A 24,682-nucleotide genomic window follows, 5' to 3' on the forward strand; every position below is an offset into this window, starting at 1 on the left:
TTGTCGTCAACCGCAAATATCTATTGATGTCGTCGCCCGCGAAAGCGGGCGATCCAGTATTCCAGAGACGGCAGCAATCGAGAGGCCGCAGCATACTGGATCCCCGCCTGCGCGGGGATGACGATCGTTGGATCGGATCGCCTTCGCCCTCAGCGCAGCGGCTTCTTCAGCAGCGAGAACCGGTCGGGATCGAGTCCCATCGACGGCTGCAGCAGCGGCGCTTCCATGATGCGTGGTTCGATGGAGCGGGCGGCGGGACGTTCGTTGATGCCGGGATCGTTGGGAACGTCGCGATGCGAGGTGGCGCCGCGCCAGCGTTCCAGCACCGCGCCGACGAAGTGCATGTCGTGGCCGGCGGCGACCGAGGGCACCGTCGAGATGGTGGCTTCGCTGCGCGGTAATTGGTGGACCGGCACTTCCTTGAAGCGCAGGCGGGTCGGCAAAGCGACGCCTTCGCCGAACGCCAGCACTTCGCGGGTGCCGAGCGAGGGCACGAACGACAACAGGTTGGCGGCGGCGTCCGAGACCGCCGAGCGCAGCAGCGCCTGGTCGCGGTCGTTGGCCAGCCGCATCGCGAACAGGGTGTTGCACTGGGAAATGATGGTGGCGTCGAGCTCAGCCGGGCGCTGCGTGACGAGGCCGAGATAGACGCCGTATTTGCGGCCTTCCTTGGCGATGCGGCTGACCGCCTTGCGGGTCGGGCCGAAACCGATGTTGCGGTCGGCGGAAGCATAGCGATGGGCCTCTTCGCAGACGAACAGCAGCGGCGAGACGCCGTCGCTCCACAGCCCGAAATCGAACGCCATGCGGCACAGCACCGACACCACGCTGTCGACGACTTCGGCCGGAAAACCGGCGAGCTGCATGATGGTCATCGGCCGGCCATTGGCGGGCAGCCGGAACAGATGGCTGATCACTTCGGCCATGGTGTCGCCGCCGACATTGGCGTTGTCGAACATGAAGGCGTAGCGCGGATCGTTGCGCACGGCTTCGATGCGCGAAATCAGCTTGTGATAGATGATGCGCGACGAGCGGTTCTCCAGCTTGCCCATGCGCTCGTCGATCAGCGAGATCAGGTCGACCAGCCGGTAGGGCACCGGGGTATCGACGGTGTAGCCGATCGTCTTGGGATCGATGCGCTTCAGCCCGAGCCGGTCGGAGTTCTGGTACTGGGTATAGATGCCCTTCGCCATCGGGATGACCTCGGCGAGGATGTCGAGCTCCTCGGGCACGCCGGGACGGCCGGCGAACAGCACGTCGACGATTTCTTCGAAATTGAACAGCCAGAACGGCAGCTTGAGGTTACGTGGATTGAGCACGATCGCGCGGTCGCCGAAGCAGCGGCCATATTCGTTGTGGACGTCGAGCAGGAACACCCGCAAATTGGGCCGCGATTTGAGGATTTCGTTCAGCAGCAGCGACACGCCGCTGGATTTGCCGACGCCGGTGGAACCCAGCACGGCGAAGTGCTTGGAGAGCATTTCCTCGACATCGACATAGGCGATGACGGACGCATCCTGCTGCAGGGTGCCGACATTGATCTGATCCGATCCGGTCGGGGCATAGACCGTGCGGAGCTCCTGATTGGTGATCAGCTCGACGGCATCGCCGATGGTCGGATAGTTGGTGACGCCGCGCTGGAATTTGGGCCGCTCCGGACCGCCGAGGATCTCGCCGAGCAGGTCGACCCCGGCGCTGGCGATGTAGGCATCGGAGGAGGGCAGGTCCTCGCAGGTCACGTCCGTGATCATGGCGACGATGGTGGAATTGGCGCAGCGGATGCTGACGAAGCGGCCGACGGTCGCCCGCACCGCCGAGAGGCCGAGTTGGCTCGCAGCCAGCAGGCCGACCCGGGCGAGGGATCCGCGCACCGAAATCACACGTCCGAAGGATGTCACAGTGCTTGAACCTGGCATGTCATGAATTTGGACCGGGGTTCACTATGGAGGCCGGGGCTGGAGAAACGGTTAAGCGCTGACAATCCGAGGTCCGCTAAATCCGCGGTATTCTGGTCACAGCTCCGTCCAGTTGAGCCGCACCGCGAGCCTGCAGCGGCGGATTTGGCGGGAAAATCGCGGTTTTTGCGGTGCGTCCATGGGTTCCGGCGGCGCCGGCCTGTTAACCTCTGCTTTACCAAGGCCGGAAGAGGCGAGACCTCCCGACGGTCGTCACCGACGCGGGCGGGTGATCCCGGCGTGCAGCGACCGCAGGCCCGGCCGCCAAGGTCAGGCGCGATTGACACAGGCGACCGCAACGCTACCCTGCATCCAACTTCCAGGGAGCGATTTCCGCCGCGGGGAAATCGGCTTTTCCGGACTAACAAGAAACAAGGCAGGGTGGAACGCGATGAACCGCGGCACCGGGATTTGAGCGAGTTCGCGCGGTCTTCCGCGCTGGCACCTTTCCGTATCCGAAACTACCGCTTCCAGTGGCCCGCCGATCTGCTCACCTCCTGGGCGTTCGAGATGGAGACGCTGATTCTCGGCTGGTATGTGCTGGTCGAAACCGGCTCGGTATTGTTGCTGACGGTGTTTGCGTCGCTCAGTTTTGTCGGCACCCTGATTGCCCCGGTGTTCGGCGTGGTCGGCGACCGCATCGGTCACCGCGACCTGCTCGCGATGATGCGGGCGTTTTATGCGGCGCAGGCCGCCATCCTGATGACGCTGGCGCTGACGGGCCATTTGAATCCGGTCTATGTCCTCATCATCGTGGCGGTGATGGGCCTGGTGCGGCCCTCGGACCTCGGCGTGCGCGGCGCGCTGGTCGCCACCATCATGCCGCACGATCAGTTGATCGGCGCGATCAGCATTTCCAGGACCACGATGGACACCGCGAAATTCGCCGGTGCGCTGAGCGGCGCCGGCCTGTTCGCAGCGCTCGGCATGGGGCCGGCCTATATCGCGATCGTCGGCCTTTATCTCGTCTCCACCCTGCTCGGCCTGCGCGTCGTGGCACCCTCGAAACCGCATCCTGCCGGCGAACCGATCGACGGCGCGCCGCTGCGCTCGACGCTGCGCGACCTGAGGGAGGGCGTCGCCTATGTGTGGACCACGCCGCGGATGCGGGCGGCGATCTGGGTCGCCTTCCTCGTCAACCTCACCGCCTATCCATTGTCCAACGGCTTGCTGCCCTATGTCGCGCGCGACATCTACGGCACCGACCAGACCGGGCTTGGCTATCTGGCGGCCAGCTTTGCGCTCGGCTCGCTGGTCGGCTCCATTGCGCTCAGCCTGATCGGCGGCATCCGGGTGGCGCGGCTGATGATCGGCTCCACCATGGCGTGGTTCGCGACCCTGCTGGTGTTTGCACAAATGCAGAGCATGCCGGCCGCGATCGCCTGCCTGATGCTGGCGGGCTTCATGCAGAGCCTCGCCATGATCTCGGTCGCCGTCATCCTGATGCGCGCGGCGAGCGAGCATCTTCGCGGCCGCGTGATGGGCGTGCGCATGCTCGCGATCTACAGCCTGCCGCTCGGCCTCCTGGCCGCCGGCAGCCTGATCGGTGAAATCGGATTTGCCGCGACCGCCTCGCTGTACGCCGCCGCGGGGCTGGCGCTGATGCTGGCGATCGTGCTGCACTGGCGCGCGGATCTGTGGAACGTGAATGCGCCGGCCAATGCGAGGTAGGCGGCGAACCGGAGGGCGATTGCGATGACCATGCGCCTGCGTACCCTGCTCGGCGACCATCCCGGAACATCAGCGCTGAAGGATGGATCGCTGATATCCGATCTCGTCGCGTTCGACTTCGCGCAATACTCGCCGACCAACAAGGGCTTCAAGCCGATGGTGCGCGAGCGAGCCTTCGACGTCGCGGAAATGGCCATCGTCACCTATCTGATGGCGAGGAGTTTCGGCAAGCCGATGGTGCTGCTGCCGCATGTGGTGGTGGCGCGGCATCAATATGCGCATGCGGTCTACCGGGCTGATCTCGGCACCCTGAAACCGCGCGATCTCGAGGGCAGGCGGGTCGGCATTCGCTCCTTCACCACCACGACCGGCGCGTGGCTGCGCGGCATTCTCGCCAATGAGCATGGCGTCGACCTCGATGCGATCAACTGGGTGACGTTCGAGGACGCGCATGTCGCGGAATACGTGGACAGGACGGAACGCGCGCCCGCCGGCAAGCAGATTGTCCAGATGCTGCTCGACGGCGATCTCGATGCGGTGCTCGGCGAGAAGGTGGAGAAGCCGGGCCTGAAGCCGTTGTTTCCGGACGTCGCGGCGGAAGAAAAATCCTGGTTCGCCAAATACGGCGTGCTGCCGATCAACCACATGGTGGTGGTCAGCCAGCAGCTGGCCGATCGTCACCCTGACGAGGTGCGGGAAGTGTTCCGCCTGCTGCGCGAGAGCGCTACGCGTGCACCGGCAGCCGCGGTGCCGCAGTTCAGCGCAGACGAGATGCGCCGCTCGCTGGAGATGATCATTCGCTATGCCGCGCAGCAGGGACTGATTCCCCGCGCCGTTGCGGTCGACGAGTTGTTCGACGATCTGACGCGGACGCTCGGTGTTTCTTTTTGGCCTGCAGGATCGTCCGCGGCGCACGCCGGCTCATGGCGGCGTGCTCGGAGCCGTCAAGATAGCGCGGGTCGGGACGGAGAAGCGGGCTTCAAGTCGAACAAAGAAACAAACCCGAGGGGCTAACCTGGCGCAAATATCCATGACATGACCAACCCGGCGGAGCCGTCCACGCCTTCCGGCTCCTCCTCCGAAAACAAAACAACGAAGGCGACAGATCACGAGCTACAAGGATACGACATCTTCACCCGCTACGGACACAGCCCGTGGGGATCGACCAGCGAGACCATGCACGGCTGATCCGTCTCTATTATAATTTCGAGGGTCTCGAGGCTCAACGCCGCTTCCCCGGGGCACCTTCGACGTGTTTCCCGGCTTCGTCGCCGAGGAGTCAAAGTCGAAGCCGGACGCCGCCGGGCGGCTCGAGGCGCTGGCGCGGGCATGGCACACGGCTTACCGGCGCGCCGAACTGCGCAATGCCGGCATCCTCGCGATCATGGCGTGGCGCTCGTGCTGCTGGCCGGAGCGACACTCTTTGGTGTCCTGATCGTGCTGCAAACGGCGCTGCTCGCCGACGTCCTGGACAGCTGGATGCGCCGCTGAAGTCCGACTGGAAGACGGTGACCGCCATCGCGTGGATCCGTGCGTATTGCGCGAAATTGGGTGTCTGGCTGGGGAACTAGGATTCGAACCTAGACAAACAGAGTCAGAGTCTGTTGTGCTACCGTTACACCATTCCCCAATAACTTCAGATACTTAAGGTGTATTCTGACAGTTCCGGCGACGGATCGGGGCGACCCCTCCGAAGCGTGCGTCCTTCTACCCGCTAGGTCCCGGCCTTGGCAAGCGCGCGGCGATGCGCTTGTTGCGGGGGGCCGGGCCCAAGCCGGCCATTTCGAGGCGTGACCCGCGCCGCAGTCAGGATCGGTGGCGAATGAGCGTGAATTTCGAAGAACTGGATTTCCGGCCGACGCCGATGGGCGTGCTCAGCCTGCGCCGCCGCCGGCTGCCGGGCACCGAAACCGACATCTACGAGATCAAGCTCGGCGACGAGTATTTGATGTCGAGCCGGTTCACCGTCGCCGAGATCGAACTGGCGCGGCTCGGCCTGGCGGCGCTGCCGCGCGGAAATCTCGACGTCGTCGTCGGCGGCCTCGGGCTCGGCTACACTGCGCAAGCCGTGCTGGAAAGCCCGGCCGTTCGATCGCTGCTCGTGGTCGACGCGTTGGCCGAAGTCATCGAATGGCACGAACAGGGGCTGCTTCCGCTCGGCAGGCAGCTGACCGGCGATCCGCGCTGCCGCCTGGTCAATGGCGACTTCTTTGCGATGTCGGGATCGGCCGAGGGCTTCGACCCCGAGAGGTCGCGCCGCCGCTTCGACGCGGTGCTGGTGGACATCGACCACTCGCCGCGAAACCTGCTGCATCCGCGCCACGCTGCGTTGTACGGCCGCGAGGGGCTCGAGAGCCTGGCCGATCATCTCAATCCCGGCGGCGTGTTCGCGCTGTGGTCGAACGACCCTCCGGATACGGCGTTCAGCGCGGCGCTTGCGGCGGTCTTTGCAACGTCGGACGCGCATGTCGTGAGTTTCGACAATTCGTTCGGGGATCATGACGCCAGCAACACCGTCTATATCGGTGTCAAGGCGGGTCTACTTCGTGTGGCCCCGTGAGCCGCGCGCCTGACGCGGCGGCGCCTTCATCTCGGCCTCGAGCAGCAGCAGGAGGCAGCCGGTGAGGCGCGCTTCCATCTCGTCGTCGTGAATGGATAGCGGTCCGGGATTGTTGAGGATGGCGTTGACCAGCGTTCCCAGCACGACCTGAAAACCAAAGGCGATCGCCCGCGTCTTGGCGGCCTCGCGCCCTTTGCCCATGATGCAGAGCAGGGGCGGTGTGGCATGTCCCGTGGCCGCGCGCGCCAGGCCCTTGAACGGGGTCCACCGGCTCGGCCGTGTATCGTCGTGCTGGAGGGCTGCGCGCAACACGCCTTCATGGCTTCTCATCCAGCGGATCAGCCCATGGACCAGGAGGCGGCAAAGCCCGGCCAGCGAGCCGCCGGCGGTGTGTTCGTTCTCGATCAGCCGCGACAGCCCGCTCGCGCCGTCGCGCGCGGCGAGTTCGATCAGGGCATTGAAATAGGCTTCCTTGCTCTCGAACCGGCTGTAGAAGGCGCCGACGGTGACGCCGACTTTCGTGCACAGCGCCTCGATCGACAGTTCGGCGAGGCTGCGCGTGCGCAGCATCTCCGCGCCCGTCTTGAGCAGCGCCGCCGTCGTCTCGCGGCTGCGCTTCTGCCGCGACGGCGTGACGCCGGGAAGGTCGAAATCTGCCGTTTCAGGCTGCATCGGATATTGCATCTCAGGCCGAATTATCCATAATCATAATTCGGATTATGCTTTTTGGCAATCGTATCGATGGCCGCAAGGGGCGAACGGCGGATCAACCGCCGTCGCGGCGACAGGGAGAGACGCATGAGTGCAGGCAGCGACAAGTCCTTTGGCGGCGCGATCGGCAAGACCATCGCGGGCTCGAAACCCTGGTGGCCGGCCGCGCCAAGACCGCCGGAAGGCGCCCCCAATATCCTGGTGGTGCTGTTCGACGACGTCGGCTTTTCCGATTTCGGCTGCTACGGCTCGCCGATCAGAACGCCGACCATCGACCAGCTTGCATCCGAAGGCCTGCGTTACTCCGGCTTCCATACCACCGCGATGTGCTCGACCACGCGAGCAGCCCTGCTGACCGGACGCAACCACCATTCCGTCGGCGTCGGCTGCCTCGCCAACTTCGACTCCGGCTACCCTGGCTATCGCGGCAAGATCGCGCGCGAGGCGGGGACGCTGGCGGAAATGCTGAGGACGCACGCCTATCGCAACTACATGGTGGGCAAATGGCATGTCACGCCGCTGACCGAAAGCGGCGCCACCGGGCCGTTCGACGGCTGGCCGCTGGGCCGCGGTTTCGACCGCTTCTACGGCTTCCTCGACGCCGAGACCGATCAGTTCGCGCCGGAGCTGGTCTCCGACAACACCCACATCGATCCGCCCGGCAGCTACGCCGACGGCTATCACCTGACCTCGGATCTGGTCGACCAGTCGATCCGCTTCATCGCCGATCATATCGCCGACCGGCCCGATCTGCCGTGGCTGACCTGGGTCGCGCTCGGCGCCTGTCACGCGCCGCATCAGGCGCCCATCGATATCATCAAGGGCTATGACGCGACTTTCGCGCACGGCTGGGACACGGAGCGCGAGCAGCGGATGGCGCGGCAGATGGCGATGGGGATCGTGCCGCAGGGAACGCGAATGCCCGCGCGCAATGACGGCGTGAAGGCGTGGGATGAGCACAGCGCGGATGAGCGACGCCTGTTCACGCGGCTGCAATCGGCATTTGCCGGCATGCTCGATCATGCCGACCGGCATCTGGCGCGGCTGATCGGGTTCCTCGACACCGCCGGAATTCGCGACAACACGCTGATCCTGGTACTGTCCGACAATGGCGCGAGCCAGGAAGGCGGGCCGTTCGGTTTTGTCAATGCGATGGGGCCCTACAACTTCCGCCCCGAACCGATCGTGGAGAAAGTAAGAAAAATTGACGACATCGGCGGGCCGGACTCGCACAACAATTTTCCGCATGGCTGGGCGATGGCGTCCAATACGCCGCTGCGCCGCTACAAGCAGAACACCCATGGCGGCGGCATCCGCGATCCCTTCATCATGTCGTGGCCCGGACGCATCGCTGCAAGGGGTGAGTTGCGACATCAGTTCGTGCACGCCAGCGATCTGGTGCCGACCTTGCTCGACCTGATCGGGATCACCGCGCCGCCGGTCATCGGCGGAGTTGCGCAAATGCCGATCGAGGGCGAGAGTTTTGCGCGCTCGATTGCGGACGCATCGGCGCCGTCGAAATCATCATCGCAATATTTCGAGATGTTCGGGCATCGCGGCCTCTGGCACGGCGGCTGGAAGGCGGTCTCCTTTCATCCGCCGGGCACGCCGTTCGAGAACGACAAATGGGAGCTGTTTCACCTCGACGGCGATTTTTCCGAGGTGGAGGACCTCGCGGCGAAGCAGCCCGAGCGGCTGGCGGAAATGATCAAGTTGTGGTGGAGCGAGGCGGAGAAGCACAATGTGCTGCCGCTCGACGACCGCTTCGCGGCGCGCTTTGCCGAGAACGCCGCGCGCTTCCAGGGGGCGCGCAACAATTTCGTGTTTCACGCCGGCATGGGGCATGTGCCGACCGACGTCGCCCCCGACGTGCGCAGCCGCAGCTACACCATCGAGGCGCATGTCGAGATCGGCGCCGCCGGCGCCGAGGGCGTGCTGATCGCGCATGGCGACGCCACCTCGGGCTACAGCCTCTACATCAAGGACGGTTTTCTGGTTCATGACCTCAATATCGGGGGAGGGCACGAGATCGTCCGTTCGAACCGCGAGGTGCCGTCGGGCTCGCATCGGCTCGGCGTCCATGTCGAGCGCCTGGTGCGGGAAGCTCCACCGGCCAAGGGTTCGCGCACCGGGGTCAGCGCCTACACGCTGTTGATCGATGGCGAGCCCGTGGGCTCGCTGCAGACGCAGCAGGGATTCCATAACTTCATCTCGTGGTCCGGCCTCGACATCGGCCGCGACCGCTCCAGCCCGGTGTCGCATTACGAGGCGCCGTTCGAATTCACCGGCCAACTGCTGCGGGTGACGGTCGCCATGCACAATGACCAGAAGCTCGACGGCGACGGCATCGGCGCCGCCGAAATGGCGCGCCAGTGAGGTCGTCATTCCGGGTTCGATGCTTCGCATCGCCCCGGAATGACTGGCCTACTTGATCCGGTCGTATGCCGCGGCGAAATCGGTCAGCGGGATCGGGATGGTGATGTTTTCCTTGCCGAGGTTCTGGAACGAGACCTTCAGCTGCTTGCCTGATCTGAGCGCGGCGAGCAGGTCCGGCGCGATCGCGGAGCCGGCGTAGCAGCCGCGGTTTTCGCAGGTCTGGATCTGCAGGTCGGTCGCCTTGCCGTCATCGACGTGAAGTTTCGCGCCGCCCGGCAAATGAAGCCCGAGCGGCAGTTGCACCAGCGCGACCGGCGCCTTGGTGTCGGCGGGCACGCGGATGTTGACGAGGACGATCAATTGCCCGGTCTTGCTGAGCACCGCGGTCTGCTCCATCGCGCATTCGAGCGGCGCGGCGCGGCTGGCGCTGGTGCATCGCGCGTTCCAGCCCGGCTGTGCAGCAGGGGCCGGCTCCGCCTGGGGCGCGGCCGGTGTCGCTTGTGTCGCCGCCGGTGCAGCCTTCGACTTTTGGGCCTGCTGCGCGTGGCTGACCCCGATTGATCCGGCGGCCAGAATGGCGATGCAGATCGCAGTCTTGATGGACATTTTCACTGAATGGGCTCCGGAAGGAATACATTCGGATGTGCTGTCGGGGGCTCAAAGTCAAGCCGCTCGACTGCTGCGGCGCTCGATCGATCGCGGCGTCCAGATGCCGTGGGACGTTTCGCAGTCACCGGCAATGTAGGCTCATTCTAAACTGCATGGGGCCCCGCGTCTTTTTTTGGACTGCAGGGCATGGTACGGAATGCTCACGCCCGCGGCCCCGATCTCGGCACCGCGACCCAGGGCCCCGTCGAACGACTGGGGCGAGATGACCCTGAAACGGTCAAATTAACCGGTATCTTTCACAATCTTATTCGCCACTGGGCTGAAGTATGAAGATGTTCTCCTCTCGAGCCGCATGGGTCGTGACCTTCGCACTGGCGATGGCGTTGTTGCCGTCGTTGTCTCAGGCGCAGCAGAAGGCGGCGCCTTCGGCTCCGCTGTCGCAAGCGCCGGTCGCTCCGGCGCAGGCCGCGCCCGCCGCGCAGGCACCGACGCCCGCCGCGGCCGTTTCGTCCGTGCCAACCGCGCCCGCGGCCGACGTCATTCCCGCCGAGAGCAAATTGCTGAAGCCGATTGCCGCGGTGCCCGATATGTCGCCGTGGTCGATGTTCCAATCGGCGGATGTGCTGGTCAAGGCCGTCATGATCGGGCTGGCTTTCGCCTCGCTCGTCACCTGGACCATCTTCATCGCCAAGATGATCGAGATGTCGCTGGCCCGGCGCCGGCTGCGCAGGGCGCTCGGCAAGATCGGCGAAGCGCGGTCGCTGGCCGAAGCGCAGTTCGCGCTCGGCGCCAAGGAAGGCGTGCTGCCGTTGCTGCTGGCGGCTGCCATGCGCGAGGCACGGTTGTCGGCTGGAATTTCCAGCGACGCCGGCATCAAGGAGCGGGCGGCGTCCAGTTTCGCCGAGATCGTGCGCGCTGAAGCCCGCCGGATCCGGCTCGGGATGGGACTGCTCGCCACCATCGGCGCCACATCGCCGTTCGTCGGGCTGTTCGGCACCGTCTGGGGCATCATGAACAGTTTCATCGGCATCTCGAAATCGCAGACCACCAACCTCGCGGTGGTCGCCCCCGGCATCGCCGAGGCGCTGCTCGCCACCGCGCTGGGCCTGGTCGCGGCGATCCCGGCCGTGATCATCTACAATCACTTCGCACGCGTCACCAAAGGCTACCTCGAACTGGTCAGCCGGGCCTCTGGCGCCTCGGCACGGCTGTTGTCGCGCGATCTCGACCGCACCCATGTCAGTTCTCCCGGCGCCCGCCACTCGCGCGCGGCGGAGTAGCCGATGGCTGTCTCGCTTTCCGATTCCGACCTCGATGACGACAATGATTTCGCGGAAAGCCACGAGATCAACGTCACGCCCTTCATCGACGTCATCCTGGTCCTGTTGATCATCTTCATGGTGGCGGCGCCGCTGTCGACCGTCGACCTGCCGATCGATCTGCCGACCTCGACCGCGACGCCGCAGAAGAAGCCGGACAAGCCGACTTACGTCAGCATCAAGCCCGACCTCGCGGTGGCGATCGGCGAGACCGTGGTCAAGCGGGTCGATCTGGTGCGTTCGCTCGATGCGATGGCGGATGCGGGCAAGGATCGTTTCATCTTCCTGCGCGCCGATCGCGCAGTGCCCTATGGCGAGCTGATGGACGTGCTGGAATTGCTGCGCGCCGGCGGCTATTCCAGGATCAAGCTGGTGGCGCTGGAGGGCGTTCCCGGCGGCGCCGCTGCTCCCGACAACGCTGCTCCCGGCAACCCGAAACCCTGACGCGGGGACGACGTCGAGATGTCCGACCTCGAAACCGAAGCAAAGCCCTCGAGACGGCTGTGGGTCTTCGCCGCAGCGGTCGCGGTCGCGCTGCATCTCGGCTGCGGCGCGCTGGCGATCGCGCATTTGCGGGAAGCGGAATCCGACGACGCGCTCGGCGCCCATGCGATCGAGGTCGGCATCGAATTCGCTTCGGTGCGCCGCGAGGTCACCGACCTGCCGCCGGGACCGGACGCCGATGCGTCGGTGGCGTCGCCGGCGCTGGCCGAGCAGCAGGCCGAGGTCAAGGAGACCGAGCTGCCGAAGGACATCCCGACCGAGCCCGACGAGGCTGACCGACTGGTGACGCCGAACGAATCGAACAAGCCGAAAGAAGAGGATACCAAGGTTGCTGCGGTGCAGACCCAGGCGTCCACCGAGTCGGTCGCCTCCGAAGCAACGGCGACGCCGAGCTCCGAAGCGATCCCGGAGGGACCGCGTTCGGTGGCGCCCGCGCTCGGCAGCGGCGAGACCGCGCGGCGGATGCGCGCGACCTGGCAGAAGCAGCTGGTCGCCCATCTCGACAAGCACAAGCGCTATCCGGCGCAGCGCGCGCAGAAGAGCGCCGAGATCACGGTCTCGTTCGCGCTCGACCGCATGGGCCGGGTGCTCTCGGCCACCATCGTCAAGGGCTCCGGCGACACCGCCTTCGACGAAGCAGCCCTCGCGATGCTCAAGCGCGCCGACCCGGTGCCGATGCCGCCGCCGCTGGTCGCCGACGAAGGCCTGAACTTTACCCTGCCAGTGAATTTCCGGGTCAAGGGCAAGAGCTGACGGGCAGGGTGGGGCGAGCTGCCGGCAAACCGCTGCGCGCGCTGCGCCGCTCCATCATGGTTGTCATCCCCGCGCAGGCGGGGATCCAGTACGTCGCGGCCCATCGACTCCATGACTGCTGTCTCTGGAATACTGGATCACCCGCCTGCGCGGGTGATGACGGTTGTGGGTGTATTGGCAAACACAATTCCGCATTCTCGCAGCGCCATGCGCCCGAGGTTTGCTATCGGTTGCCGCCCTCGAAACAAGAAGAGGGCGCAGGGAAAGCCGGATGCGCGCTGCACCCGCGGTCTCGTGTGCAATAGGGTAGAGGTAGGCGGCACACGAGCATACAGGTCCAGCGGAAACATCCGACTTTCCCTGCGCAGTGGCTTTACGGATTATATCGTGCTCTCCTCGGTGAGCCCTGCGCTTTTGCCACCGTCGCCCCCGGGGAAACCAGTTTCCCTGGAACTTGACACCAGCCCTTGGGGTGTCGGGACCACACGTTTTTTCCGTACGCCGCCAGCTCGCCCGTCTCGCGCGCCGCCGCGTCCACCGCAACCCGCCCCGCGTTCGTGACGTCCGCGAAACGCCCCTCTGAGTGGGACGGGATGCGGAGAGATATAGACTGATTTGCGGATGCTGAAAATCAGAATATTTTTTCAGCAGGGGGTTGACTCAAAATTCTGGTAAACCGAAGTGATTTGCCCGTCGGGTCGATTTGTTGAATCTGTTCGACAAATCGGTGTTTTTGCGCCGGCTCGTTCATCAAAAAAATTGTGTGTCCAAACAAAAATGCCCGGCGATCACTCGCCGGGCATCGTCGTTACAGCGTCAGGCAGCAGCGTCAGCTTACTTCTTCACCAGCGGACAGACGCTCTTGTCCAGCGGAATGAACGCTTCCTCGGCCGGGATGGTGGCGACCAGCTTGTAGTAGTCCCACGGCGCTTTCGATTCCGAGGGCTTCTTGACTTCGAACAGATAGGCCGGGTGGATCTTGCGGCCGTCGGCGCGGATCGAGCCCTTGCCGAACAGGTCGTCGTCGGTCGGCATTTCCTTCATCTTGGCGACCACGGCGCGGCCGTCATGCGGATTGCCGCCGAGCGCTTCCAGCGCCTTGAAATAATGGATCAGCGAGGAATAGACGCCGGCCTGCACCATGGTCGGCGGCCCCTTCTTGTATTTTTCGTTGAAGCGCTTGGTGAAGGCGCGCGTCTTGTCGTTGGCGTCCCAGTAGAACGTCTCGGTGAAGTTCAGGCCCTGCGCGACCTTGAGGCCCAGCGCGTGAACGTCGGTGATGAACAGCAGCATGCCCGCGAGCTTCTGGCCGCCGGCGACGATGCCGAATTCCGCCGCCTGCTTGATCGAGTTGGTGGTGTCGCCGCCGGCATTGGCGAGACCGATGATCTTGGCCTTGGTGCTCTGCGCCTGCAGCAGGAAGGAGGAGAAGTCGGCGTTGTTGAGCGGATGCCGGACGGTGCCGAGCACCTTGCCGCCGTTGGCGGTGACCACCGCCGCGGTATCGCGCTCCAGCGCATGCCCGAACGCGTAATCCGCAGTCAGGAAGAACCAGCTGTCGCCGCCGGATTTCACCAGCGCCTTGCCGGTTCCGTTGGCGAGCATCCAGGTGTCGTAGACCCAGTGAACCGTGTTCGGCGAACACTGCGCGCCGGTGAGATCCGACGAGGCCGAACCGGAGTTCAGGTTGACGACGTTCTTGTCCTTGGCGAGGTTGGAGATGGCGAGGCCGACGCCGGAGCTGGCGAGATCGACGAACACGTCGACCTTGTCGACATCGATCCACTGCTTGCCGATGTTGACGCCGACGTCGGGCTTGTTCTGGTGGTCGGCCGAGATCAGGTCGATCTTCCAGCCCTTGGCCAGCAGCCCGGAATCCTCGATCGCCATCTGCGCCGCGGCCGACGAGCCGGGACCGCCGATATCGGCGTAGAGGCCGGACTGATCGCCGAGGCTGCCGACCTTGACGACCTTGTCGAGCTTGGCTTGCGCGAACGCGCTTCCTGACAACACCAGGCTCGTGGTCAGCACCAGGGCGGCCATCGATCGTTTCTTCATTATTCCTCCAAAGGATGTTTTGAAATTCACGCGAGATGATCAGCGCGAGCGCGCATTATGGCGCGCATTTCGCCGGCCGCATAGCGGCGTGCGAAAACAGCGCCGCGCGTGCTTCGCGAATATTTCGTGTCGCGGAGAATTGCGCCGTCAACCTGCCGTGTCAGCGCCAGAAATAGCGCACGCTGGCATAGACGATGATGAGGCAGATGAAAATCAGCGCTACGGGAAGCCGGGGCTTGGCCGGTGGACCGCCGGCAGTTTTGGCCGGCTTCGGCGCCGGCCGCTTGAAGGCGGTGACGTTGTCCGCGCCCGGGGCGTGGCCTTGCCCGTTCAACTGGGCCTTGACGTCGGGCGCAGCACCGGCGCCGCCCATTTCGCCGTAGTAGCTGCGGTAAATCAGGTGGATGGTGGCCTCCGAGGCCTCGGGTTCCGCCATCTTCTCGAGCAGGGTTTTATAGCCGGCCAGGAAGCTCTGGGCTTCCGCGGGCAGGGAAGAGGTGCCGTTCAACTTGGCCAGCATCTTCCAGGTCGCAAAGTCCGCACGCGCCCTGGTGTCGGCACGTCGCGCGATCAGCATATCCGCAGCTTTAATCAAATTGGCCTCAGGCCTCGTCGGCATCTATCGGGCTTAGACTACACATTGCCGGTCAATACGAGAAGTAAACGGATCACATAGCCGGTCGATGTCCGCACTAGCGCCGAAATAACATCAAGATTTAGACCGAACTGGGAACCGGCGAGCGGCAGGACGATCAGAATCCCGATCAAAATCAGCATGCCCCAGGGTTCCAGCCGGGACAACGGGTAGGCCAGGAAGTTCGGCAGCAGCCCCACGGCGACCCGGCCGCCGTCGAGCGGCGGGATCGGCAGCATATTGAAGACCGCCAGCAGCACATTGATGATCAGCGCGTTTTTGAGGTTGTCGGCAACCCATTTCGCATAATCGGCGGGCGCCAGAGGCAGGGCATGGAACGCCAGCGCCGCCAGCAGGGCCAGCGCGATGTTGACGGCGGGGCCGGCCAGCGCCACCCAGACCATGCCGAGCCGGGGGTTGCGCAGGTTGCGGAAATTCACCGGCACCGGCCTGGCATAGCCGAACAGGAACGGGGCGTGGGACAGCAGCAGGAGCCCCGGCAGCAGCACCGTGCCGAAGGGATCGATGTGCTTGAAGGGATTGAAGCTGACGCGGCCGAGGTCGTACGCGGTGTTGTCGCCGAGCCGGCGCGCGGCAAAGGCGTGCGCGGCCTCGTGAAAGGTGATGGCGATGATCAGCGGCAGGACCCAGACCGAGATGTCGTAAAGCGAGATGTTTGAAAACAATGGATGTCCTGTCGAGCGCCGGGTGATGTCAGGTTATCACGGATTTAGGGAGGGGTGGGGGCGTTATGTCCCATCCTGTCGTCCCTGCGAACGCAGGAACCCATAACCACCGTCCTGCATGGTTACGCGAAAGTCGTCAAATAGCCGTTTCTAAAATGAGAAGCCGCGGCGTATGGGTCCCTGCGCCCCGTGCGCAATTGCGCACTAGGCAGGGACGACCAGTCGTGGGATTATTGCGGCACGGTCGCCTGATATTGCGGCAACCCGTCGTCGAGCTTCACCCAGTCCATCTTCTCCGAAACCCAGATGTGCGCGGTCGGCGCAAAGGCGTTGCGGTCGTCGAACGTCGCGAGTGCCACGCCCGCCGCCGTGCCGTTGCGGCGCGCGGAAAACAGCCGCGTGCCGCAAACCTTGCAGAATACCCGGTCGATCGCTTCCGACGAGGCATAGCGCGCGGTCTCGCCTGTCACCGACAGCGCGCCTTGCGCAAACAGCGCGCGCGCATAGAACGGCGAGCCCATCGCCTTCTGGCAGTTGCGGCAGTGGCAGATCCGGACGTTGAGCGGCTCGCCCTCGCACCGGAACCTGACCGCGCCGCACAGGCATCCGCCTTCGTGTGTCATGGTGATCTCGCTACTGGTTCTGCCGTCATTGCGAGCCAACGGGGCGCGCATTCGCGCGACCCGTTGGCTCGCAATGACGTTGATGGATTTGTGGGTCGGATCTTCAATACGTCGCCCGGCCGCCGGAAATGTCGAACACCGCGCCGGTGGAGAAGGCGCAATCTTCCGATGCCAGCCACGCCACCATCGCCGCCAGTTCTTCCACCAGCACGAAGCGTCCCTTCGGAATCTTCGACAGCATGAAGTCGATATGCTGCTGCGTCATCTGGTCGAAGATCGCGGTTTTGGCCGCCGCCGGCGTCACCGCGTTGACCAGGATGTCGTGCTGCGCCAGTTCCTTGCCGAGCGATTTCGTCAGGGCGATCAGGCCGGCCTTGGAAGCCGAATAGTGCGCGGCGTTGGGGTTGCCTTCCTTGCCGGCGATCGAGGCGATGTTGACGATGCGGCCATAACCTTGCTCGATCATGGCAGGCGCGATCGCCTTGCAGCAGATGAAGGGGCCGTCGAGATTGATGCGCAGCACCTTGCGCCATTCATCGAGGTCGGTGTCCCACACCGTCTTGTTGATGCCGGCGATGCCGGCATTGTTGACGAGGATGTCGATCTTGCCGAAGGCGGCCAGCGTGGCGTCGCGCGCCTTTTCGACCGCGGCGAGATCGGACACGTCGACCTCGATCGCGATGACATCAGCGCCGATTTCCTTCGCGGTCTTTTCGGCGAACGGCAGGTCATGATCCCAGATCGCGACCTTGGCGCCGGAGGCGACGAAGCGTTCGGTGATGGCGCGGCCAAAACCCTGTGCGCCGCCGGTGACCACGGCAGTGCGGCCGTTGAGATCGATCTTGTTCATGGTGGAAACCCCTTCATTGTTTGATCCTCATGGTGAGGAGCGCGCCCTTGCGCGCGTCTCGAACCATGAAAGCCCGGCTCTCTCATCCTTCGAGACGCGGCCAAGGAGCCGCTCCTCAGGATGAGGTTTTCGTCACAGCATGTAGCCGCCGTCGACGACGAGGTCGACGCCGGTGGTGAACGCGCTTTCGTCGCCGGCGAGATAGACCGCCGTGGCGCCGATTTCTTCCGCGGTGCCGAGCCTGCCCATCTTCTGGCGGGCGACGAATTTTTCACGGCCGTCCGGGCCGGCCGCGGCGGCGCGTTGCAGCATCGAGGGCGTTTCCACCGTGCCGGGGCAGATGCTGTTGCAGCGGATGCCCTGGGTGATGAAGTCGGACGCCACCGCGCGCGTCAGCAGCGAGACCGCGGCCTTGGATGCACTGTAGACATAGCGGTTGGCCGGCGGCCGCAGCGCCGCGCAGGACGAGATGTTGACGATGCTGCCGCCGCCGCCCGCGATCATCGCGGGCAGGAACGCCTTGATGGTCCGGTGCATCGACTTGACGTTGAGGTCGAACGAAAAATCCCAGTCTTCGTCCGAGCAGTCGAGGATGGTTCCGTGATGCACGAAGCCGGCGGCATTGAGCAGGACGTCGATCCTGCCGACGCGTTTTGCAAACGCGTTGACGTCGGAAGTATTGCGGACGTCGAGCCGTGTGGCCTCGGCAATGCCTTCCTTCGCCAGCGTGGCGAGGCCCTTTTCATCGATGTCGGTGGCGATCACCGTGGCGCCCTCGCGCGCGAATGCGATGGCGCAGGCGCGTCCGATGCCCGCGGCCGCTGCGGTGACAACGGCGCGCTTTCCCTTCAGGCGGTCTGACATTTTTTCTCCCGTGGCGGTTTTCTCTGCGCCTTCAACGAGTCGTCCCCGCGAATGCGGGGACCCATACGCCGCGGCGTCTCGTTTGGGCAGTGTTGTTGGAGGCCTTTTTCATCTTCGAGGCCGGTGGCTATGGGTCCCTGCGTTCGCAGGGACGACGAAGCTAATGATTATCCCGCGCCGTGCCGATGGTGCCGGCGATGTCGTGGTAGCGGGTGGCGAGCTCCATGCAGGCGCCGGTGGATTGCTGGCCGACCGTGTTGCGATAGAGTTCCTGCCACGGCGTCTGGTTGGCGGGGTATTTGAAGCCGCCATCGGCCTTCAATTTGGCGTGGCGCGACTTCACCTCCTCGTCGGAGATCAGGATGTTGGCGCTGCCCTTGTTGAGGTCGATGCGGACCCTGTCGCCGGTCTTCAGGATCGCCAGCCCGCCATTGGCGGCGGCTTCCGGCGTGGCGTTGAGGATCGAGGGCGAGCCCGAGGTGCCGGACTGCCGGCCATCGCCGATGCAGGGCAGGGACAGGATGCCGCGTTTGATCAATGCTGCCGGCGGCTGCATGTTCACCACCTCGGCGCCGCCGGGATAGCCGATCGGGCCGGTGCCGCGCACGAACAGGATGCAGTGCTCGTCGATCTCGAGCGAGGCGTCGTCGATGCGGTGGTGATAATCCTCCGGGCCCTCGAACACGATGGCGCGGCCCTCGAAGGCGTTGAGATCCTTCGGGTTGATCAGATAGCGGTCGCGGAATTCCTTCGAGATCACGCTGGTCTTCATGATCGCGGAATCGAACAGATTGCCGCGCAACACCAGGAAGCCGGCGTCCTTCACCAGCGGCTTGTCGTAGCTCCAGATCACGTCGCCGTCGGGTTTCGGGGCCTCGCGGCAATTGTCGCCCATGGTGTGGCCGTTGACGGTCAGCGCATCTTCATGGATGCGCTTGTGCGCCATCAATTCGCGCACCACCGAGGGCACGCCGCCGGCGCGGTGATATTCCTCGCCGAGATAGAAGCCGGCCGGCTGCATGTTGACCAGCAGCGGCACGTCATGGCCGTGTTTCTGCCAGTCGTCGATCGAGAGCTCGACGCCGATATGGCGGGCCAGCGCATTGATATGGATCGGCGCGTTGGTCGAACCGCCGATCGCCGAATTGACCACGATGCAGTTTTCGAACGCCTTGCGGGTCAGGATGTCGGACGGCTTCAGGTCTTCCCAGACCATGCCGACGATCCGCACGCCGGTCTCGTAGGCGATCTGGCCGCGCTCGCGGTAGGGGGCGGGGATCGCCGCGCAGCCCGGCAGCGACATGCCCAAAGCTTCGGCCAGCGAGTTCATGGTGGTGGCGGTGCCCATGGTGTTGCAGTGGCCGACCGACGGCGCCGACGAGGCCACGATGTTCATGAACTCCTCGTAGTCGATATCGCCTGCGGCCAGCTCCTCGCGGGCCTTCCAGACCACGGTGCCGGAGCCGGTGCGCAGGCCCTTGTGCCAGCCGTTCAGCATCGGGCCGCCCGACAGCACGATCGCCGGCATGTTGACGGTGGCCGCCGCCATCAGGCAGGCGGGGGTGGTCTTGTCGCAGCCGGTGGTCAGCACCACGCCGTCGAGCGGGTAGCCGAACAGCAGTTCGACCAGCCCGAGATAGGCGAGATTGCGGTCCAGGGCGGCGGTCGGGCGCTTGCCGGTTTCCTGGATCGGATGCACCGGGAATTCCATCGCGATGCCGCCGGCGGCGCGGATGCCCTCGCGGACCCGGTGCGCCAGTTCCAGATGATGCCGGTTGCACGGCGACAGATCGTTGCCGGTCTGCGCGATGCCGATGATCGGCTTGCCGGATTGCAGCTCGTGCCGGGTCAGGCCGTAATTGAGATAGCGCTCGAGATAGAGCGCGGTCATCCCCGGATTATGCGGGTTGTTGAACCATTCGCTGGAGCGAAGCTTGCGCCTGGTGACGCCGGTAAGCGGCTTGTTCATTGTTGTTTCCCCGCATTCAACTTCTTTGGCACTTCTTGTCGCGTGAGCCTAACGCGCGAAATGCGTGTTCCGCAAACCCGGGCTGATCCCGGGTCGCTGGTCTGGTGATCCAAGTAATAGCCCCGCGCAAAAGGTAGCGCTACCATTTTTTGCTACGATGATTTGATCGGTGGCTGGAGCGATCAGGCGCGCCGCGGCGACGAGCTTTCGCGGACCATGAGCTGGAAACCGAGGTCGACGACCGGTTCCGGTGGGCGATTACCGTCGATCGCCGCCAGCACCATGGTGACGGCGCTGCGGCCCATTTCGTAGCGGTTGGTGCGCACGCTGGTCAAAGGAGGGACGGCGGAAGCCATGAACTCCAGATCATTGAAGCCGACAATCGCCATATCCTCAGGCACGGACAAATGCCGGCGCTGGCATTCGAACAGCACGCCGAGCGCAAGGTCGTCGTTGCCGCAGAACACCGCGTCGGTATCGGGGGCTTTCGACAACAGGTCGGCCAGCAGCGACCCGCCGAGCGTGATGGAGGTCGGTACCGGGGTCGTCACGATCAGGCGCGGATCGAACAGCGAGGCGGCCTTCATGGCATCGCGGTAGCCCCCGAACCGCCGCTGCACCCGCGGATCCATTTGCGCGCCGACAAACCCGATGCGCTGATAGCCTTGCGGGATCAGGTGGGAAACTGCAGCAAATGCGGCGTCATAGTGCGAAAACCCCACCATCATGTCGACCGGGTCGGGGCCGACTTCCATGATCTGGGCGATCGGGCAATTCATCGCCTCCATCACCGCGCGGGATTCCGCGGTCTGATCGATGCCGGTCACGATCAGTCCGGCCGGCTTCTGGGCCTGGAACAGGCGCAGCAGCTGCTCTTCCTGCAGGATCGAGTAGCGCGTGTTGGCGAGCTGGATGCTGTAGCGGCTGCCCTCCGAGGCATCGTAGATGCCGCGCAGCACGTCGGAGAACACGTTGTTGGTGAGCGAGGGAATCAGGACGCCGATCACCTCGGTGCGCTGCGAGGCCAGCGCGCGCGCCGCCAGGTTCGGAACATAGCCCAGTTCTTTCGCCGCACTCGCCACCCGTTCACGTTTGCTTGGCGACAGCGCTTCCGGCTTTCGAAAAAAACGCGATGCGGTGATGGGGCTCACCCCCGCCAATTTGGCGACTTCCGTGAGCCGGATTTCGCCAGACTTCGCTCGTTTCCGTTCCATGAAGCGGTCATATCACAACAATTCCGGCAGTTGAACAAACATTGACAGCGCTACCACCGGATTGCTAATGATTGTCGAATTGCGGACAATGCCCGAACAAGTTCAACTTCGGAACGACGGGGTTGAGAAACAGAGCAGCGACGGCTTCGCCGTACGGTGCCGTGAAACGTGGAGGGAAATTTATGTCGTCGGTGCAGATTCGCGACGTGCGCAAGTCGTTTGGGGGCTTTGAGGTCCTGCACGGCGTATCGATTCCGATCGAGGACGGCGCCTTCGTGGTGCTGGTCGGTCCCTCCGGCTGCGGCAAGTCGACCTTGCTGCGGATGCTTGCCGGACTCGAAAACATCACCTCCGGCACGATTTCGATCGGCGACAAGGTCGTCAACAATGTGCAGCCCAAAGAGCGCGACATCGCGATGGTGTTCCAGAATTATGCGCTCTATCCGCACATGACGGTCGCCGACAATATGGGATTTTCCCTGAAACTGCGCGGTGCCAGCGCGGAAGAGATCTCCACCGGCGTCAGGCGCGCCGCCGAAATCCTGGCGTTGACGCCGCTGCTCGATCGCTATCCCCGGCAGTTGTCCGGCGGCCAGCGCCAGCGCGTCGCGATGGGACGCGCCATCGTGCGCGATCCCCAGGTCTTCCTGTTCGACGAGCCGTTGTCCAATCTCGACGCCAAGCTGCGCGTGGCGATGCGCACCGAGATCAAGGAACTGCACCAGCGGCTGAAGACCACGACCGTCTACGTCACCCACGACCAGATCGAGGCCATGACCATGGCCGACAAGATCGTGGTGATGCATGACGGCGTCGTCGAGCAGATGGGCACCCCGCTCGAACTCTACGACAAGCCGGACAACCAGTTCGTGGCGGGCTTCATCGGCTCGCCGGCGATGAACTTCCTCAAAGGCAAGGTGAAGTCGAACGGCTCCGCCTCGTTCGAGGGACCGAACGGCGTCAAGCTGCCGCTGGCCTCGGCGCCCGCCAATTCCGAAGGCCGGCCCGCGGTGTACGGCGTCCGGCCCGAGCATTTCACCATCGCCGACGACGGCGTGGAGGCCGAGATCGTGGTGGTCGAGCCGACCGGCTCGGAAACCCAGGTGTTCGCCAAGCTCGGCGGCGAGCAGGTCGTCGCCGTGTTCCGCGAGCGTCATCAATTCAATCCGGGCGACAAGATCCGGCTGAAACCGGATCCGGCGCTCGTGCATCTGTTCGACGAGACCACCGGGAAGCGACTGAACTAAAAAACATAATCAAATCCAAAAGGGAGGATCGACTATGCATAACTTTACCCGCCGTAGCCTGCTTCAGGGCGGCACCGCACTTGCTGCAACCGGCGCACTGACCGGGCCGGCTCTGCTCGACTTCGCCAAGGCCTGGGCGCAGGCATCGCCCTGGAAGGCGGAGAAGGGCGCCAAGCTCACCGTGATGCGCTGGAAACGGTTCGTGCCCGCCGAGGACGACGCCTTCAACGCCATGGTCGCGGCCTTCAAGACCGCCACCGGCACCGAAATGAACGTGTTCAGCGAGTCCTTCGAGGACGTGCAGCCGAAGGCGTCGGTCGCCGCCAACACCGGGCAGGGTCTCGACCTGGCCTGGGGCCTGCACACGCTGCCGCAGCTGTTTCCGACCAAAGTGCTGAAGATGAACGACGTCGCCGACTATCTCGGCAAGAAGTATGGCGGCTGGACCGACGCGGCCGCTGCCACCTGCAAGCAGGGCAACGACTGGCTCGGCATTCCCGTCGCCACCATCGGCGGTTACATGACCTATCGCAAATCGGCGATGGAAAAGGCCGGCTTCAAGGAATTCCCGAAGGACTTCCCGGGCTTCCTCGAACTGTGCAAGGCGCTGAAGAAGAACAACACGCCGGCCGGCTTGGCGCTCGGCCACGCCTCGGGCGATGCCAACGGCTGGCTGCACTGGATGCTGTGGGGCCACGGCGCCTACACGGTCGACAAGAACAACAAAGTCGTGATCAATTCGCCGGAGACCGTGAAGGCGCTGGAATACACCAAGGCGCTTACCGACACTTTCATTCCCGGCACCGCGTCGTGGAACGATGGCTCCAACAACAAGGCCTTCCTGTCGGGCGAACTCTATTGCACCGCCAACGGCATTTCGATCTACGTCGCGGCGAAAGACGATCCGACCAAGAAGGAACTCACTGCGGACACCTATCACGCGCTGTATCCGGTCGGGCCGATCGGCAAGCCGACCGAACTGCAGCTCTGCGTTCCGATCCTCGCATTCAACTTCACCAAGTATCCGAATGCGGCGAAGGCGTTCGTCGCCTTCATGCTGGAGAAGGAAAACTACGACAAGTGGTTGACCGGCGCGCGCGGTTATCTCACCCACACGCTCAACTCCTATGACAACTCGCCGGTCTGGACCGCGGACCCGAAGAACCAGGTGTTCAGCCAGGCCAGCAAGCGTACGCTTCCCGCTTCCGGCATAGGCACGCCGGGCGAGAAGGCGGCGACCGCGATCGCCGACTTCCTGGTGGTCGACATGTTCGCCAACTACTGCACCGGCCGCGAGACCGCCGCCGGTTCGATCGCGATCGCCGAGCGCCAGTTGAAGCGCATCTATCGCTAAGGCTACCCGGGCGGGCGGCAAGCAATTGCCGCCCGCCCGCCGACCACGACACGACGTCAGTACTGGCGTCCTTGCGTTCATGCGAGTGGAGACGGCGCGTTTGCCGATTTTAATGCGGGATTCCGTTAATGGCTGACATCGCAGTGCAACCCCGGGCCGCCAGGCCGCCGATCCGCGATGCGACCGCTTGGCAGCAGGTCAAATCCAATCGCAACTTCATCGCCCTCTGGTTCATGCTTCCGGCGATGGCGTTCCTGATCTTCTTCCTGGCCTATCCGCTGGGGCTCGGGATCTGGATCTCGTTCACGGATGCGCGGATCGGCCGCCCCGGCGCGTTCGTCGGACTTGAGAATTACGAATGGCTCTGGGACGATTCGATCTTCTGGCTGTCGGTGTTCAATACGCTTCTCTACACCTTCGTCGCGAGCGCCATCAAATTCGGCATCGGTCTCTATCTCGCGCTGCTGCTGAACGAGAACATGCCGTTCAAGGCGATGCTGCGCGCGCTGGTGCTGATCCCGTTCATCGTGCCGACCGTGCTGTCGGCGCTGGCGTTCTGGTGGATCTTCGATTCGCAGTTCTCGATCATCTCCTGGTCGCTGAAGGAGATGGGATTGATCACCGAGAACATCAATTTCCTCGGCGACGTCTACTGGGCGCGGGCCTGCGTGATCTTCGCCAATATCTGGCGCGGCGTGCCGTTCGTCGCGATCACGCTGCTGGCC

Annotated in this window: 21 protein-coding genes, 1 tRNA gene and 1 pseudogene; 11 read left to right on the forward strand and 12 right to left on the reverse strand. The window is 64.1% G+C overall.

The genetic code is table 11. The annotated features are described in order from the left end of the window. Nucleotides 1-149: 149 nt before the first annotated feature. The gene (locus Q7U29_RS06720; protein ID WP_304739762.1) at nucleotides 150-1,916 is read right to left on the reverse strand and encodes an ATP-binding protein; all 1,767 of its coding nucleotides are present in this window, start codon (nucleotides 1,914-1,916) and stop codon (nucleotides 150-152) included. A gap of 450 nt (nucleotides 1,917-2,366) precedes the next feature. Here Q7U29_RS06720 and Q7U29_RS06725 point away from each other — a divergent pair, with 450 nt between their 5' ends. Both Q7U29_RS06725 and Q7U29_RS06730 read left to right on the forward strand, forming a co-directional pair. Further along, nucleotides 2,367-3,626, forward strand: coding sequence for an MFS transporter (locus Q7U29_RS06725; RefSeq protein WP_304739764.1), 1,260 nt, complete (start codon nucleotides 2,367-2,369; stop codon nucleotides 3,624-3,626). Between the two features lie 24 nt (nucleotides 3,627-3,650). Beyond that, nucleotides 3,651-4,640 carry an ABC transporter substrate-binding protein gene (locus Q7U29_RS06730; RefSeq protein WP_304739766.1) on the forward strand — a complete coding sequence of 330 codons (990 nt, stop codon included), beginning with the start codon at nucleotides 3,651-3,653 and terminating at the stop codon, nucleotides 4,638-4,640. Nucleotides 4,641-5,182: 542 nt separating this feature from the next. On the opposite strand, the gene Q7U29_RS06735 is transcribed toward Q7U29_RS06730, so the two are convergent. Next, a tRNA-Gln gene (locus tag Q7U29_RS06735) sits at nucleotides 5,183-5,256 on the reverse strand. Nucleotides 5,257-5,448: 192 nt separating this feature from the next. On the opposite strand from Q7U29_RS06735, the gene Q7U29_RS06740 reads away from it, so the two are divergent. Further along, complete coding sequence (locus Q7U29_RS06740; RefSeq protein ID WP_304739768.1) at nucleotides 5,449-6,186, forward strand: spermidine synthase; 738 nt, start codon at nucleotides 5,449-5,451, stop codon at nucleotides 6,184-6,186. On the opposite strand, the gene Q7U29_RS06745 is transcribed toward Q7U29_RS06740, so the two are convergent. After that, nucleotides 6,166-6,858 (reverse strand): TetR/AcrR family transcriptional regulator, encoded by a 693-nt coding sequence (locus tag Q7U29_RS06745; protein WP_304739770.1) that lies wholly within the window; start codon nucleotides 6,856-6,858, stop codon nucleotides 6,166-6,168. The two genes, Q7U29_RS06740 and Q7U29_RS06745, sit on opposite strands and share 21 nt — an antisense overlap. 126 nt (nucleotides 6,859-6,984) lie before the next feature. Between Q7U29_RS06745 and Q7U29_RS06750 the strand changes: the two genes are divergently transcribed. Then, on the forward strand, nucleotides 6,985-9,273 hold the full coding sequence (locus Q7U29_RS06750) for an arylsulfatase (RefSeq protein ID WP_304739772.1): 2,289 nt from the start codon (nucleotides 6,985-6,987) through the stop codon (nucleotides 9,271-9,273). Nucleotides 9,274-9,321: 48 nt separating this feature from the next. Here the strand turns inward: Q7U29_RS06750 and Q7U29_RS06755 are convergent, their stop codons facing one another. Next, on the reverse strand, nucleotides 9,322-9,879 hold the full coding sequence (locus Q7U29_RS06755) for an invasion associated locus B family protein (protein ID WP_304739799.1): 558 nt from the start codon (nucleotides 9,877-9,879) through the stop codon (nucleotides 9,322-9,324). Between the two features lie 165 nt (nucleotides 9,880-10,044). On the opposite strand from Q7U29_RS06755, the pseudogene Q7U29_RS06760 reads away from it, so the two are divergent. The 4 genes and pseudogenes from Q7U29_RS06760 to Q7U29_RS06775 all read left to right on the forward strand — a co-directional run. After that, a pseudogene (locus Q7U29_RS06760) lies at nucleotides 10,045-10,212 on the forward strand (PKHD-type hydroxylase); the annotation flags it as partial. Next, on the forward strand, nucleotides 10,209-11,162 hold the full coding sequence (gene exbB / locus Q7U29_RS06765; RefSeq protein ID WP_304739774.1) for a tonB-system energizer ExbB: 954 nt from the start codon (nucleotides 10,209-10,211) through the stop codon (nucleotides 11,160-11,162). The pseudogene Q7U29_RS06760 and the gene exbB, both read left to right, overlap by 4 nt. Before the next feature lie 3 nt (nucleotides 11,163-11,165). Further along, complete coding sequence (gene exbD / locus Q7U29_RS06770; RefSeq protein WP_304739776.1) at nucleotides 11,166-11,645, forward strand: TonB system transport protein ExbD; 480 nt, start codon at nucleotides 11,166-11,168, stop codon at nucleotides 11,643-11,645. Nucleotides 11,646-11,663: 18 nt separating this feature from the next. Next, entirely contained in the window at nucleotides 11,664-12,458 is a 795-nt protein-coding gene (locus tag Q7U29_RS06775; protein ID WP_304739777.1) for an energy transducer TonB, read from the forward strand. A gap of 834 nt (nucleotides 12,459-13,292) precedes the next feature. Here Q7U29_RS06775 and Q7U29_RS06780 read toward each other — a convergent pair. The 8 genes from Q7U29_RS06780 to Q7U29_RS06815 form a co-directional block, all read right to left on the reverse strand. Next, on the reverse strand, nucleotides 13,293-14,516 hold the full coding sequence (locus tag Q7U29_RS06780; RefSeq protein WP_304739778.1) for an ABC transporter substrate-binding protein: 1,224 nt from the start codon (nucleotides 14,514-14,516) through the stop codon (nucleotides 13,293-13,295). Nucleotides 14,517-14,676: 160 nt separating this feature from the next. Further along, a complete protein-coding gene (locus Q7U29_RS06785; RefSeq protein ID WP_304739779.1) occupies nucleotides 14,677-15,111 on the reverse strand; it encodes a hypothetical protein in 435 nt (144 codons plus the stop codon). 38 nt (nucleotides 15,112-15,149) lie between these two features. Then, complete coding sequence (locus Q7U29_RS06790; RefSeq protein ID WP_304739781.1) at nucleotides 15,150-15,836, reverse strand: site-2 protease family protein; 687 nt, start codon at nucleotides 15,834-15,836, stop codon at nucleotides 15,150-15,152. Nucleotides 15,837-16,066: 230 nt separating this feature from the next. Next, nucleotides 16,067-16,459, reverse strand: a complete 393-nt coding sequence (locus tag Q7U29_RS06795) for a GFA family protein (RefSeq protein ID WP_304739783.1) — start codon at nucleotides 16,457-16,459, stop codon at nucleotides 16,067-16,069. A gap of 103 nt (nucleotides 16,460-16,562) precedes the next feature. Continuing rightward, a complete protein-coding gene (locus Q7U29_RS06800; RefSeq protein WP_304739785.1) occupies nucleotides 16,563-17,309 on the reverse strand; it encodes an SDR family NAD(P)-dependent oxidoreductase in 747 nt (248 codons plus the stop codon). A gap of 132 nt (nucleotides 17,310-17,441) precedes the next feature. Continuing rightward, the gene (locus Q7U29_RS06805) at nucleotides 17,442-18,173 is read right to left on the reverse strand and encodes an SDR family oxidoreductase (protein WP_304739787.1); all 732 of its coding nucleotides are present in this window, start codon (nucleotides 18,171-18,173) and stop codon (nucleotides 17,442-17,444) included. 160 nt (nucleotides 18,174-18,333) lie between these two features. Continuing rightward, a complete protein-coding gene (locus Q7U29_RS06810; protein WP_304739789.1) occupies nucleotides 18,334-20,142 on the reverse strand; it encodes an IlvD/Edd family dehydratase in 1,809 nt (602 codons plus the stop codon). Between the two features lie 182 nt (nucleotides 20,143-20,324). Continuing rightward, complete coding sequence (locus Q7U29_RS06815; protein ID WP_304739791.1) at nucleotides 20,325-21,356, reverse strand: LacI family DNA-binding transcriptional regulator; 1,032 nt, start codon at nucleotides 21,354-21,356, stop codon at nucleotides 20,325-20,327. A gap of 182 nt (nucleotides 21,357-21,538) precedes the next feature. On the opposite strand from Q7U29_RS06815, the gene Q7U29_RS06820 reads away from it, so the two are divergent. The 3 genes from Q7U29_RS06820 to Q7U29_RS06830 all read left to right on the forward strand — a co-directional run. Continuing rightward, complete coding sequence (locus Q7U29_RS06820) at nucleotides 21,539-22,603, forward strand: ABC transporter ATP-binding protein (RefSeq protein WP_304739793.1); 1,065 nt, start codon at nucleotides 21,539-21,541, stop codon at nucleotides 22,601-22,603. A gap of 34 nt (nucleotides 22,604-22,637) precedes the next feature. After that, nucleotides 22,638-23,957, forward strand: coding sequence for an ABC transporter substrate-binding protein (locus tag Q7U29_RS06825; RefSeq protein WP_304739795.1), 1,320 nt, complete (start codon nucleotides 22,638-22,640; stop codon nucleotides 23,955-23,957). A 128-nt stretch (nucleotides 23,958-24,085) separates the two neighbouring features. Further along, a partial coding sequence (locus Q7U29_RS06830) for a carbohydrate ABC transporter permease (RefSeq protein WP_304739797.1) occupies nucleotides 24,086-24,682 on the forward strand: 597 nt, incomplete at its 3' end.

The organism is Bradyrhizobium sp. (genome assembly GCF_030654605.1).
GTDB lineage: Bacteria > Pseudomonadota > Alphaproteobacteria > Rhizobiales > Xanthobacteraceae > Bradyrhizobium.

Bases quoted from the DNA above. Each gene is read 5' to 3' on its own strand.
- Q7U29_RS06720 (WP_304739762.1), bottom strand. From the start codon at position 1,916: ATGCCAGGTTCAAGCACTGTGACATCCTTCGGACGTGTGATTTCGGTG.
- Q7U29_RS06730 (WP_304739766.1), top strand. From the start codon at position 3,651: ATGACCATGCGCCTGCGTACCCTGCTCGGCGACCATCCCGGAACATCA.
- Q7U29_RS06740 (WP_304739768.1), top strand. From the start codon at position 5,449: ATGAGCGTGAATTTCGAAGAACTGGATTTCCGGCCGACGCCGATGGGC.
- Q7U29_RS06745 (WP_304739770.1), bottom strand. From the start codon at position 6,858: ATGCAGCCTGAAACGGCAGATTTCGACCTTCCCGGCGTCACGCCGTCG.
- Q7U29_RS06750 (WP_304739772.1), top strand. From the start codon at position 6,985: ATGAGTGCAGGCAGCGACAAGTCCTTTGGCGGCGCGATCGGCAAGACC.
- Q7U29_RS06755 (WP_304739799.1), bottom strand. From the start codon at position 9,879: ATGTCCATCAAGACTGCGATCTGCATCGCCATTCTGGCCGCCGGATCA.
- exbB (WP_304739774.1), top strand. From the start codon at position 10,209: ATGAAGATGTTCTCCTCTCGAGCCGCATGGGTCGTGACCTTCGCACTG.
- exbD (WP_304739776.1), top strand. From the start codon at position 11,166: ATGGCTGTCTCGCTTTCCGATTCCGACCTCGATGACGACAATGATTTC.
- Q7U29_RS06775 (WP_304739777.1), top strand. From the start codon at position 11,664: ATGTCCGACCTCGAAACCGAAGCAAAGCCCTCGAGACGGCTGTGGGTC.
- Q7U29_RS06780 (WP_304739778.1), bottom strand. From the start codon at position 14,516: ATGAAGAAACGATCGATGGCCGCCCTGGTGCTGACCACGAGCCTGGTG.
- Q7U29_RS06795 (WP_304739783.1), bottom strand. From the start codon at position 16,459: ATGACACACGAAGGCGGATGCCTGTGCGGCGCGGTCAGGTTCCGGTGC.
- Q7U29_RS06800 (WP_304739785.1), bottom strand. From the start codon at position 17,309: ATGAACAAGATCGATCTCAACGGCCGCACTGCCGTGGTCACCGGCGGC.
- Q7U29_RS06805 (WP_304739787.1), bottom strand. From the start codon at position 18,173: ATGTCAGACCGCCTGAAGGGAAAGCGCGCCGTTGTCACCGCAGCGGCC.
- Q7U29_RS06810 (WP_304739789.1), bottom strand. From the start codon at position 20,142: ATGAACAAGCCGCTTACCGGCGTCACCAGGCGCAAGCTTCGCTCCAGC.
- Q7U29_RS06815 (WP_304739791.1), bottom strand. From the start codon at position 21,356: ATGGAACGGAAACGAGCGAAGTCTGGCGAAATCCGGCTCACGGAAGTC.
- Q7U29_RS06820 (WP_304739793.1), top strand. From the start codon at position 21,539: ATGTCGTCGGTGCAGATTCGCGACGTGCGCAAGTCGTTTGGGGGCTTT.
- Q7U29_RS06825 (WP_304739795.1), top strand. From the start codon at position 22,638: ATGCATAACTTTACCCGCCGTAGCCTGCTTCAGGGCGGCACCGCACTT.